Annotated in this window: 11 protein-coding genes; 4 read left to right on the forward strand and 7 right to left on the reverse strand. The window is 73.4% G+C overall.

Going from position 1 to position 12128, the window contains the following annotated elements; all coding sequences use genetic code 11:
- Window positions 1–5 precede the first annotated feature (5 nt).
- Entirely contained in the window at window positions 6–863 is an 858-nt protein-coding gene (gene map, locus ACWCXC_RS03750) for a type I methionyl aminopeptidase (RefSeq protein WP_450684145.1), read from the reverse strand.
- A 58-nt stretch (window positions 864–921) separates the two neighbouring features.
- Here map and ACWCXC_RS03755 point away from each other — a divergent pair, with 58 nt between their 5' ends.
- On the forward strand, window positions 922–1155 hold the full coding sequence (locus ACWCXC_RS03755; protein ID WP_383632426.1) for a hypothetical protein: 234 nt from the start codon (window positions 922–924) through the stop codon (window positions 1153–1155).
- 114 nt (window positions 1156–1269) lie between these two features.
- Here ACWCXC_RS03755 and ACWCXC_RS03760 read toward each other — a convergent pair whose 3' ends face one another.
- Entirely contained in the window at window positions 1270–2670 is a 1401-nt protein-coding gene (locus tag ACWCXC_RS03760) for an MFS transporter (protein ID WP_450886666.1), read from the reverse strand.
- 212 nt (window positions 2671–2882) lie between these two features.
- Entirely contained in the window at window positions 2883–3485 is a 603-nt protein-coding gene (locus ACWCXC_RS03765; RefSeq protein ID WP_450886432.1) for a hypothetical protein, read from the reverse strand.
- A gap of 139 nt (window positions 3486–3624) precedes the next feature.
- On the opposite strand from ACWCXC_RS03765, the gene npdG reads away from it, so the two are divergent.
- Together npdG and ACWCXC_RS03775 are read left to right on the forward strand one after the other, a co-directional pair.
- Window positions 3625–4335, forward strand: a complete 711-nt coding sequence (gene npdG, locus ACWCXC_RS03770; RefSeq protein WP_450684147.1) for an NADPH-dependent F420 reductase — start codon at window positions 3625–3627, stop codon at window positions 4333–4335.
- Window positions 4336–4420: 85 nt separating this feature from the next.
- A complete protein-coding gene (locus tag ACWCXC_RS03775) occupies window positions 4421–4597 on the forward strand; it encodes a hypothetical protein (RefSeq protein WP_383632417.1) in 177 nt (58 codons plus the stop codon).
- 92 nt (window positions 4598–4689) lie between these two features.
- Here ACWCXC_RS03775 and ACWCXC_RS03780 read toward each other — a convergent pair whose 3' ends face one another.
- Entirely contained in the window at window positions 4690–5487 is a 798-nt protein-coding gene (locus ACWCXC_RS03780; RefSeq protein ID WP_450684148.1) for a site-2 protease family protein, read from the reverse strand.
- Between the two features lie 271 nt (window positions 5488–5758).
- Between ACWCXC_RS03780 and ACWCXC_RS03785 the strand changes: the two genes are divergently transcribed.
- Window positions 5759–9067 carry an ATP-binding protein gene (locus ACWCXC_RS03785; RefSeq protein WP_450886435.1) on the forward strand — a complete coding sequence of 1103 codons (3309 nt, stop codon included), beginning with the start codon at window positions 5759–5761 and terminating at the stop codon, window positions 9065–9067.
- Between the two features lie 22 nt (window positions 9068–9089).
- Here the strand turns inward: ACWCXC_RS03785 and ACWCXC_RS03790 are convergent, their stop codons facing one another.
- From ACWCXC_RS03790 to panB, 3 genes are all read right to left on the reverse strand, one after another.
- Entirely contained in the window at window positions 9090–9947 is an 858-nt protein-coding gene (locus tag ACWCXC_RS03790) for an ABC transporter permease (protein ID WP_450684150.1), read from the reverse strand.
- Window positions 9944–10972 carry an ATP-binding cassette domain-containing protein gene (locus tag ACWCXC_RS03795; protein ID WP_450684151.1) on the reverse strand — a complete coding sequence of 343 codons (1029 nt, stop codon included), beginning with the start codon at window positions 10970–10972 and terminating at the stop codon, window positions 9944–9946. The genes ACWCXC_RS03790 and ACWCXC_RS03795 overlap by 4 nt, the downstream gene beginning before the upstream one ends.
- Before the next feature lie 126 nt (window positions 10973–11098).
- A complete protein-coding gene (gene panB, locus ACWCXC_RS03800) occupies window positions 11099–11986 on the reverse strand; it encodes a 3-methyl-2-oxobutanoate hydroxymethyltransferase (RefSeq protein WP_450684152.1) in 888 nt (295 codons plus the stop codon).
- Window positions 11987–12128 lie beyond the last annotated feature (142 nt).

Raw genomic sequence — 12128 nt, forward strand, 5'->3', positions numbered from 1 at the left:
GGGCCTTACGGAAGCGTGAGGATGTCCGCGCCCGTCTCCGTCACGACCAGGGTGTGCTCGAACTGGGCGGTGCGCTTGCGGTCCTTCGTCACCACGGTCCAGCCGTCGTCCCACATGTCGTAGTCATGCGTCCCGAGCGTCAGCATCGGCTCGATGGTGAACGTCATGCCGGGGCGCATCACGGTGGTGGCGTGCGGGCTGTCGTAGTGCGGGATGATCAGCCCGGAGTGGAACGAGGAGTTGATCCCGTGCCCGGTGAAGTCCCGCACCACGCCGTAGCCGAAGCGCTTCGCGTACGACTCGATGACCCGGCCGATCACATTGATCTGGCGGCCCGGCCGCACCGCCTTGATCGCGCGGTTCAACGCCTCCTCGGTGCGCTCCACGAGCAGCCGCGACTCCTCGTCCACGTCGCCGCAGAGATAGGTGGCGTTGTTGTCGCCGTGCACCCCGTTCAGGTACGCGGTCACGTCGAGGTTCACGATGTCCCCGTCGCGCAGCACCGTGGAGTCCGGGATCCCGTGGCAGATCACCTCGTTGACCGAGGTGCACAGCGACTTGGGGAAGCCCCGGTAACCCAGCGTCGACGGGTACGCGCCGTGGTCGCACATGAACTCGTGGGCGACGCGGTCGAGTTCGTCCGTCGTGACGCCCGGGGCGATGTGCTTGGCCGCCTCGGCCATCGCCTGGGCGGCGATCCGCCCGGCGACGCGCATGCGCTCGACGGTGTCGGCGTCCTGGACCTCGGGGCCGGTGTACGGCGTCGGGGCCGGCTTGCCCACATACTCGGGGCGCCGGATGTTTCCGGGCACGGAACGGACGGGAGTGAGCTCCCCCGGCACAAGCAGCGACTGACCAGACATGCCAGCGAGTCTAACCAGCGCGGCTGGGGCAGCATGGCACAGAGGAAAGGAGCACGGGATGGCCCTGTTCAAGAAGCGCACGGTGGGCAAGCCGGGCGAGTGGTTCTACTGCCTGGAGCACAAGAAGGTCGAGGAGGGCCCGGAGTGCCCGGCGAAGGACCGCTTCGGCCCGTACGCCACGCGCGAGGAGGCCCAGCACGCCATGGACATCGCACGGGAACGGAACCTGGAGTGGGAGAACGATCCCAAGTGGCACGACCGCCAGGGCCCGGACGAGGACGCGGCCGGCTGAGCCCCCGCGGCCCGGAACCGCGGGCCCGGGGCCCCCGCCCCGGGCTCAGCCCGCACCTGCGACGCCCGCCGTGCCCGTGACCCCCGCCGCGTCCGACGGACCCCCGCCCCGGGCTCAGCCCGTCGCCGCACCTGCCGGGCCCGTCGCGCCCGCACCTGCCGCATCCGTATCCGTCCCCGCAGGGCCCGTCGTGCCCACACCTGCCGTATCCGTATCCGTATGCGTACCCGTCCCCGCAGCGCCCAGGGTTTCCTCGCTCCGCGCACGTCGGCGCAGCGCGTCCTCGTCCGTTTCCGCGTCGTAGGTCAGGAGCTTCGGCAGGGCCGTCGCCAGCAGGGCCACCGAGGCGACACAGGCCACGCCCCCGCTCCAGATCGCGGTCCGGGTCCCCGTCCAGCCCGCCATGGCACCGGCCCTGACCTGGCCCAGTTGGGGGCCGACGCTGTACGACAGCACCTCGATGCCCGCGAGCCGCCCCCGCAGCTCCTCCGGGATCGTCTGGTTCCAGATGGTCGACCGGCCCAGTCCGCTGAGCATGTCGCCCGCCCCGGCCACCGCCAGGCAGACCAGCACCAGCCACACGTTGCCGAACCAGCCCGCCGCCGCGATCGCCAGCCCCCAGACGGCCGCGCCGAACAGCACGAAGAGCCCGTGCCTGCGCACCCGGGCGGTCCAGCCGCTGGTGAGCCCCAGCAGCAGCGAGCCGGCCGAGCCCGCCGCGTACATCAGCCCCAGCGCCCAGTCCGCGTCCAGGTCGTCGGCGAGGAACGGGAAGATCGTGTTCGGGAAGGCGAAGAACATGGCCGCCATGTCGATCGCGTACGTCCCGAGGAGCACCGGCCTGCTCCAGGCGTAGCGGGCCCCCTCGGCGATCCCGCGCAGGGAGGGCTTCGCGCCCTTCTCGGCGGGCGGCGCGGGCGCCAGCCGCCGGCACATCAGGACGGAGGCGGTGAAGGTGGTCACGGTCACCGCGTAGGCCGTGGCGTGCCCCGCGTAGGCCACCACCAGCCCGGCCAGCGCCGGGCCCATGATCGCGCCGGCCTGCCAGCGCAGCGAGTTCAGCGCGGCGGCGGCGCCCAGCTGGTCGTGCGGCACGATGCGGGCCATCAGCGAGTCGAGGGCGGGCCGCTGCAGCCCGGCGAGCGCGGAGACCCCGCCGGCCACGACGTAGAGCGGCCACAGCAGCGGATCGGGCAGACAGGCGTTGACCAGCAGGGCCAGGGCCAGCAGTCCGAGTCCCGCCTCGGTGGCCAGGATGACCTTGCGCCGGTCCACCGCGTCCGCGAGCGCCCCGCCGTACAGCCCGAACACCACCAGGGGCACCAGTTCGACCGCGCCCATCGCGCCGACGGCCAGCGGGGAGCCGGTCAGCTCCTTGATCTGGAGCGGCAGCGCGATCAGCGCCATGAAACTGCCGAAGTAGGTGACGAGCCCCTGCACCCACAGGAGGCGGAAGTCCGCCGACGAGCGCCAGGGCGAGAGATCGGGCAGCAGGGCGGAGAGCCGGGCCGCCAGGGACGGGCGGGCGGCGGGGGAGGTGCGGGAGGTCACGAGGAGACATGGTCCGTCCCGGTCCGTGTCCTGGGCAAACGGATATCGGCCGCGGCGGCCGGGCGGGTCCCGCGCCCGCTCGCCACCGGGGCGGGGGGCCGCTCACCGCCGGGGCGCGGGCGCGGACACCACCAGGGTGCAGACACCACCGGGGCGCGGTCACCACCGGTGCGCCGTCACCACCGGGGCGGCGGGGGTGCGGTCAGTTGGTCGGCGAGCCGGGACAGCCGGTCCCGGAAGCGGCGCCGGCCGCGCGGCACCGGCGGCCCGTTCTCCCCGGCCGCCGCGCTCACCAGATGCTGCACCGTGTCCAGGTCCACGTCGTCGCCGTCCGCCACGGACAGCGCCTCGTGGGCGAGCCCGCGCACCTCCGGATCGCCGTTGTCCAGGGAGAGCACCGTCGCCCCGGCCCGGCGCGCGTCGTGGACCCGCTCCAGCAGCCCCGCCCCCGGCCGCTCCGGCACCACCACGAGCAGCGTCTCGCCGCGCCCGGCCGCCTCGATCCGGCCGAGCCCCACGGACAGATGCGCCGGAGCCCCCGGTTCCACCCGGTGGCGCACCAGCGTCGGCGTCAGCTCGGGCAGCCCGGACCACGTCGACTCGTCCACCAGATGGGCGGCCAGATGCCAGGGCTCGTACTCCCGGGTCCCCACCAGCAGCAGCCCGCCGCCGTGCGGCACCACGCAGGACCGCAGCGTCCCCCCGAACCGCCGGGTGGCCGCCGGCCACTGCGTCCCCGCCAGCACCTCGCGCAGCAGCGCCACTCGTACGGCATCCATGGCCCGGCATCCTGCACCGCCGCCGCGCCCGGCACCGGCGAACGCCACCCGATCACCCGAACGGGTCCATGGACCGACCCGTCCCACTGGACGGCCGGAGCGGCGGCCCGGCCCGGTACCTGGCAGTAGTGTCGGGGCCATGACTACGAATGACAGCGGCAGCGCCCCCAAGCCCCCCGCCAAGGACCCCTGGGACCTCCCCGACGTCTCCGGCCTGACGGTCGGCGTGCTCGGCGGCACCGGGCCGCAGGGCCGGGGGCTCGCCTACCGGTTCGCCCGCGCCGGGCAGCGCGTGATCATCGGCTCCCGGGCCGCCGACCGGGCCGAGGCCGCGGCGGCGGAGCTGGGCCACGGGGTGCGCGGCACCGACAACGCCTCCTGCGCCCGGGAGAGCGACATCGTGATCGTCGCCGTGCCCTGGGACGGTCACGCCAAGACGCTGGAGTCCCTGCGCGAGGAACTGGCCGGCAAGCTCGTCGTCGACTGCGTCAACCCGCTCGGCTTCGACAAGAAGGGCGCCTACGCCCTCAAGCCCGAGGAGGGCAGCGCCGCCGAGCAGGCCGCCGCCCTGCTGCCCGACTCCCGCGTCACCGCGGCCTTCCACCACCTGTCCGCGGTGCTCCTCCAGGACGCGTCCATCGAGGAGATCGACACCGACGTCCTGGTCCTCGGCGAGGACCGCGCCGACACCGACACCGTCCAGGCCCTGGCCGGCACCATCCCCGGCATGCGCGGCATCTTCGCCGGCCGGCTGCGCAACGCCCACCAGGTCGAATCGCTGGTCGCCAACCTGATCTCGGTCAACCGCCGCTACAAGGCGCACGCCGGGCTGCGCACCACCGACGTCTGAGCCGGTCCCGCACCCCGCTCACGGCGTCCGGGGGCATGGGGGACACTGGACGGGACCGCGCAGCACCCCCGACAGGAGCCACCCCATGCCCCGCCTCGCCCTCTACGCACTCGCCGTCTGCGTCCTCGCCGTCGTCGCGGCCGTGATCGCCTTCGTCCAGGGCAGCTGGCTCCTCGGCGTCGTCTGGGTGCTGCTCGTCGGGCTCTCGTCCAACATGGCCTGGTACTACGTGCGCCGCCGGAACACGGCCCAGGACGCCTGACCGCCGCCCGGCGCGGGTGCCGGCGCCGCCCGGCGGACGGCAATCGTCGGACGGGCCCTGACCTGCCCGGACACCGCTGCGGGCAGCAGCCTTCAGCCGCCCACCGCGCACCCCGGATCGCCCGCCTGCCAGAACCGGTAGGCATCCAGACCGCAGTACGTCTCCGTGCCGCTGACACCCAGCCCGCGCAGGATCGCGTCGACCGCGTCGAAGAAGGCCGCGTTGACCTCGGGGATCCACAGCAGGGCGAAGACCGCGATCAGCCCGTACGGGGCGAACGGCTCCACCGAGCGGCGCAGCCGGTGCGACAGCCATGGCTCGACCACCCCGTAGCCGTCCAGCCCCGGCACCGGCAGCGAGTTCAGGATCGCCGCCGTCACCTGGAGCAGCGCCAGGAAGCCCAGCGCGTACCGGAACGGGAGCGGCACCCCGTCCAGCGCGTCCAGCCAGAACGGCGCGGTGCACACCACCGCGAACAGCACATTGGTCAGCGGACCCGCCGCCGAGATCAGGCTGTGCCGCCACCGGCCCGGGATCCGGCCCCGTTCGATGAAGACCGCCCCGCCCGGCAGCCCGATCCCGCCCATGATCACGAAGAGCACCGGCAGGACGATGCTCAGCAGCGCGTGCGTGTACGCCAGCGGGTTCAGGGTCAGATAGCCCTTCGCCCCGATGGAGATGTCGCCGCTGTGCAGCGCCGTCCTGGCGTGCGCGTACTCGTGCAGACAGAGCGAGACGACCCACGCCCCGGTGACGAACAGGAAGGTCGCGAAGCCCGGCTGCTCGGCGAAATCCGTCCACACCGCCCATCCGGAGACCGCCGTCACGGCGGCGATACCGAGGAAGACCGGGCTGATCCGCCGGTCGCTGCGGGCTGTCGCGGAGGTCATCGGCAGGCTCCCGGGGGCGGTGAGACGGTCCTTGCGGGCGGGCGGCGCGCCACGACCGTACAGGCGATACGCGGAAAACGTCTCGACGGGCGACACGCGGGTGAACGTCTCGACGGGCGACACGCCAAAAACGTCTCGCGCCGGGCGGGGAGTTCCATGAAGGGTGGGGAGTTCCATGAAGGGTGAGGGCATGACGCGCAGCACACGGGGCGGGGCGGGCGGCGGCCGGGCGGCTGTGGATGAGCCACCGCCCGTCACGGACAATGGGCGGATGCGTTACGGCATCCTCGGCACCACCCAGGCCCTCCGCGACGACGGCACCCCCGTCGCCGTCGGCGGGGCGCGGCTGCGCGCCCTGCTGGCCGTGCTCGCGCTGCGCGCCGGGCGGACCGTTTCCACGGCCGTCCTCGTCGACGAGGTGTGGGACGGAGAGCCGCCCGCCGACGCGCCCGGAGCCCTCCAGGCACTCGTCGGCAGGCTCCGCCGCGCCGTGGGCCACGACGCCGTCGCCTCCGCCGCCAACGGCTACCGCCTCACCGCCGACCCCGACCGCGTCGACCTCCACCGCTTCGACCGGCTGTCCGGCGAGGGGACGCGGGCCCTGGCCGGGGGCGACCCGGCGACGGCCCTGGCCCTCCTCGACGAGGCACTCGCCCTGTGGCGCGGACCGGTCCTCGCCGATCTGCCCGACCGCGCCTCCGACGCCGCGCGCTGGTCGCTGCGCCGGCTCGACGCCCGCCGCGCCCGGATCGCCGCCGCGCTCGCCCTCGGCCGCGCCGACGAGGTGCTGCCGGAGCTGACCGCGCTCTGCGGCGAACACCCCCTGGACGAACCGCTCCAGGCGCTGCGGCTGCGCGCCCTGCGCGACGCCGGCCGCACCGCCCAGGCGCTCGCCGCCTACGACGAGGTCCGCACCGTGCTCGCCGAACGGCTCGGCACCGACCCCGGGCCCGAACTCACCGCACTGCACACCGCGCTCCTCCACCAGGAACCGGCACCCCCGGCCCCCGCCGCCCCGGCCGCGCCCGCCGTCCGGCAGGGCAACCTCCGCGCCCGGCTCACCAGCTTCGTCGGCCGGGAACAGGACATGGAGGCGCTGCGCGGCGACCTCTCCCGCGCCCGGCTCGTCACCCTCCTCGGCCCCGGCGGGGCCGGAAAGACCCGGCTCTCCCAGGAGACCGCGGAATCGTTCGGCCCCGGCCACTGGCCCGACGGCGTCTGGCTCGCCGAACTCGCCCCCGTCGACGATCCCGAGGCCGTTCCCGAAGCGGTGCTCGGCGCGCTCGGCGCCCGGGAGACCGTGCTGCGCGGAGCGGGCGCCGAGGAGTTCCGCGCCGCCGAACGCGGCCCCGGCGAGCCCCTCGCCCGGCTCACCGAACACTGCGCGCACCGCCGCATGCTGCTGCTCCTGGACAACTGCGAGCATCTGATCGAGGCCGCCGCGGACCTCGCCGACCACCTCCTGGCCCGCTGTCCGGGGCTCACCGTCCTCGCCACCAGCCGCGAACCCCTCGGCGTCCCCGGCGAGTTCCTGCGCCCCGTGGAACCGCTGCCCGACCCGACGGCGCTGCGGCTGCTCGCCGAGCGCGGGGCCGCGGCCCGGCCGGGCTTCAGGACCGACGCCGATCCGGCCACGGCCGAGGCCGCCGCCGAGATCTGCCGCCGGCTCGACGGACTGCCGCTCGCCATCGAACTGGCCGCCGCCCGGCTGCGGATGCTCGGCCCGCGCCAGATCGCGGACCGGCTCGACGACCGCTTCCGCCTGCTGACCAGCGGCAGCCGCACCGTGCTCCCGCGCCAGCAGACCCTGCGCGCGGTCGTCGACTGGTCCTGGGACCTGCTGGCCGAGGACGAACGGGCCGTGCTGCGCAGGCTCTCCGTCTTCGCCGGCGGCTGCACCCTGGAGGCCGCCGAGGCGGTCTGCGCCCAGGACCCCGGGCGGGCCCACGAGATCGCCGGGCTCCTCGGCTCCCTCGTCGACAAGTCCCTCGTCGTGGCCGCTCCCGCCGCCGACGGCGCCATGCGCTACCGGCTGCTGGAGACCGTCGGCGAGTACGCGGCGGGGCGGCTCGCGGAATCCGGCGAGCGGGACGCCGTCGAGCGCCGCCATCTCGTGTACTTCCGGGAGCTGGCCCGTACCACCGACCCGCTGCTGCGCGGCTCCGGACAGCACGCCGCCGTCGCCGTCCTCCAGCGGGAGTACGAGAACCTGCGCACCGCCCTGCGGCACGCGGTCGCCGCCCGCGACGAGCAGGAGGCGCTGTGCCTGGTGCTCTCGCTCTCCTGGTACTGGCAGATCCGCAACCTCCGCGGCGACGCGCTGCACTGGGCCGATGCCGCCGCCGCCCTCGGGCCCGACCCGTTCGCCGAGCCCGTGCGCCCGGCGCCCTCGATCCACGAACGGTGCACGGACGCGCCGCCGCCGATGGGCCCCGAACTGCTCGAAGAGGCGCGCCGCGAGGTGATCCTGGTCCAGCTGGTCAGCATGGACCACGCGATGGACGAGTGGAAGAACGAGTCGAGCCTGCGGAGGCTGCGGGCCATCGCCGCCACCTACCGGGCCGGCCAGCCGCAGACCTGCCGCAGCCCCGGCTCGCTCTGGTTCTTCGCCGTGATGCTCACCGGCGGTGTCGCGGACCTGCGCCATCTGCTGGACGAGACGGTGCGGGCCTCGCGGGAGTTCGGCTTCGCGTGGGAGCTGGCCGCCGCCCTCCAGATGCGGGCCAACGTCCTGGCCAACCGGCCCGAGTGGTCGGGCCGGGCCCATGAGGACGCCGACGAGGCCCTGGAGATCTTCCGCCGGCTCGGTGACGACTGGGGGATGGCCGAGGCGCTGTCCTCGCGCGGCGAGGCCAACGAGAAGACCGGCGCCTACGAACGGGCCGCCGAGGACTATCTGGAGGCCGTCCGGTACGCGGAGAAGCTGGGCGCGCTGGCCCAGGTCTCGGTGCTCCGGACCCGTTACGCCTTCGCGCTGACCGAACTGGACCGGGCCGCCGAGGGCGAGGCGATCCTGCGCGAGGTGCTGGCCGACGAACGGCACACCGGCCACGAGGCGAAGCCCGCGGCCCGGCTCTTCCTCGCCCTGCTGCTGGGCCGTTCGGGCCGCACCGCCGAGGCCCGCGAGCAGTTCGAGGCGCTGCTGGAGCAGTTCAGGTCCCAGACGATGGCGATATTCGAGGGCTTCGTGGTGGGCGGTCTGGCCTGGCTGGACAACCAGGACGGGGCGTACGAACGGGCGCTGGGGCAGGCCCGTTACGCGCTGACGCGGCTGGGCGACCCGCTCACGCAGATGGTGGCGCCGCAGATGAGGGTGGTCAATCTGGTGGTGGTGGCCTGGTCGCTCGCCGGTCTGGGCGGGCGGGACGGGGGCGAACTGGCCGCCCGGCTGCTGGCCTGCGCCCAGGAGCTGCTGCCGGCGGGCCACTTCAAGACGTCGATGGAGCGCGACAGCTTCGCCCGTGCCGAGAGGCTGGCCCGCGCCGCGGCCGGCGACGAGCGCTTCGAGGCCGCGTACGCCGAGGGCGGCGGACTCTCCCTGGAGGAGGCCACCGCCCTCGTCGACGCGTACGTGGACTGAACCCGGGGAGCGGGATCCGGGGTCAGGCCTTCTTGCGGAACTTGGAGACCGCGAGCGGTGCCATGACCGCGGTGATGACCACGGTCCAGCCGAGGGTCACCCAGACCGCGTGGGCGAGCGGGCCGCCCATCATCAGCGCGCGGGCGGCGTCGGCCAGGTTGGACAGCGGGTTGTAGTCGGTGAACGACTGGAGCCAGCCGGGCATCGTCTGGGTCGGGGCGAAGATCGAGGAACCGAACTGGAGCGGCATCATCACCAGCATCCCCATGCCCTGGACGGCCTGAGGGGTCTTCATGGACAGACCGAGCAGGATGAAGATCCACATGATGGCGGCGCCGAACGCGGCCGACAGACCGACCGCCGCGATCAGACCGACCACCGACTCCTGGAGCTCCATGCCGAGGGCGAAGCCCATGGCGAGCAGGATGAGGGTCGCGACCAGCATCCGGCCGAGTTCGACCACGATCTTGGCGATCAGGACGGAGGAGCGGGCGATCGGCATGGTCCGGAACCGGTCCATGATGCCCTTGCGGAAGTCGTCGTTGACCCCGGAGCCGACGGCCATGGCGATGTTCATGCCCATCATCGCCATCAGACCGGGGATCAGATAGTTCAGGTACTCCTGCCGGCCGCCGCCCATGCTGCTGCCGACCGAGCCGCCGAAGACGTAGACGAACAGCAGCGTGAAGATGACGGGCATCAGCAGCGCGTCGAACATGGACTCCGGATCCTTCTTGATCTGGAGCAGATTGCGCCGTACGAGCGCCCCGATGTGGCGCAGGTTGTTCCGCAGTCCGATTCCGCCCTCGTCGTGGAGCTTGGCGGCCGGGGCGGCGGAGACGGCGTCGGCGGGCGTGGGTGTCAGGGTCGTCGTGCTCATGCCGCGACCTCCTCGGGGATCGTGTCGGTGACGGTGGCCTTGTCGCCGGTGATGGCGAGGAAGACCTCGTCCAGGCTGGGCAGCGCGGTGGCGACGTGCGCCAGCGGGAAGCCCCGGGTGCCGAGCAGGCCGATGACGGCGGTGAGCTGCTCGTCGCTGAGGATCGGTACGTACAGCAGGCCCTCGTCCGGGACCGCCTGGGCGCCGGCCACCCCGTCGAGTCCGGCGTCCCGGACCGCCTGGGCCATCGCCGCCAGATCGGCCGGGTCGGCGGGGCGGATCTGCAGGGTGCGGCCGCCGACCTTGGCCTTCAGCTCGTCGATCCCGCCGCGGGCGACGATCCGCCCCCGGTCGATGACCGTCAGCTCACTGGCCAGTTGCTCGGCCTCTTCCATGTACTGGGTGGTGAGCAGCACGGTCGCGCCCTCCGCGACCATCCGCTGCACCTCGTCCCAGACCTCGTTGCGGGTCCGGGGGTCGAGCCCGGTCGTGGGCTCGTCGAGATAGAGCACGGCCGGGTTGCCGATCATGGAGGCGGCCAGGTCGAGCCGGCGCCGCATGCCGCCGGAGTACTCCATCGCGGCCTTCCTCGCGGCCTCGGTGAGCGAGAAGCGCTCCAGCAGCTCGTCGGCGCGTGCGCGGGCCTTCTTGCGGGGCAGGTCGAGCAGGCGCCCGATCATGTAGAGGTTCTCCCAGCCGGAGAGCTTCTCGTCGACCGAGGCGTACTGCCCGGTCAGGCCGATCGTGCGGCGCAGCGCGCGGGGCTGGCGCACCACGTCGAAGCCCGCCACGACCGCGTGTCCGGCGTCGGGCCGGATCAGGGTGGAGAGGACCCGTACGAGCGTGGTCTTGCCGGCGCCGTTGGGGCCGAGCACGCCGAGGACGGTGCCCTCGCGCACATCGAGGTCCACGCCGTCCAGAGCCTTGGTCTCGCCGTAGTGCTTGACCAGTCCCCGCACCTCCACGGCGTGGCCGCCGCTCCTGCCGCTTCCGGGGTTCTTGTCGATTCGCGTCATGGACGCCATCAGACCAGCCGCCACCGACAGCGCGCCGACAGTCCGCCGACAGCGGCGCGACAGCCCGCCGATGGGGGAAGTCGGCGGGCTGTCGGTGGTGCGGCAGTGGTCCTCGGGCCGGTCGGCCCGGCCGGATCAGTGGAAGGTGTGCTCCGGCGCGGGGAACGTGCCGCCGACGACCTCGTCCGCGTACGCCTTCGCGGCGTCGCCGAGGATCTGCCGCAGGTCGGCGTACTGCTTGGTGAAGCGCGGCACCTTGCCGCCGGTCAGACCGACCATGTCGGTGTAGACGAGGACCTGGGCGTCGGTGTCCGGACCGGCGCCGATGCCGACGGTCGGGATGTGCAGGGTGCGGGTGACCTCGGCGGCCAGCTCGGCCGGTACGAGCTCCAGGACGACGGCGAACGCGCCGGCGTCCTGGACGGCCTTGGCGTCGCGCAGCATCTGCTGGGCGGCCTCCTCGCCGCGTCCCTGCACCCGGTAGCCCATGGCGTTGACGGACTGCGGGGTCAGGCCGATGTGCGCCATGACCGGGATTCCGGCGTCCACCAGCAGCTTGATCTGCTCGTGGCTGCGCTCGCCGCCCTCCAGCTTGACGGCGCCGACCCCGGACTCCTTGATCAGCCGGGTGGCGTTGCGCAGGGCCTGGACCGGGCTCTCCTGGTACGCGCCGAAGGGCAGGTCGGCGACGATCAGGGCGCGCTTGGTGCCCCGGACGACGGCGGCGGACAGGATGGCGATCTCGTCCATCGTGACGGGCACGGTGGTGTCGTAGCCGAGGTGACAGTTGCCCATCGAGTCCCCGACGAGCATGACCGGGATGCCGGCCTCGTCGAAGACGGACGCGGTCATGGCGTCGTAGGCGGTGAGCATGGGCCACTTCTCGCCCCGCGCGGTGGCGGCGGCGATGTCGTGGACGGTGACCCGGCGGTTGCTCTTGCCGCCGTACAGCGCCTTGCTGCTGTCGGCGGGGGCACCGGAGGGGGGTGTGGCGGACTGGTTCTGCGCAGCCTGAAGCGACATGGCGTACGGCTCCTTCGTCATCTCGAGGCGCCCTGACGGCGTCCCCGGATCCCTTCCATGGTGGCATCCCCGGACGGCTCCCGGGAAGTGGGCCCGCGCACGGAACGGCACTCCGTGCCAGGAGACCGGTAAAGACTTTCCA

This window comes from Streptomyces sp. NPDC001515 (genome assembly GCF_053597115.1).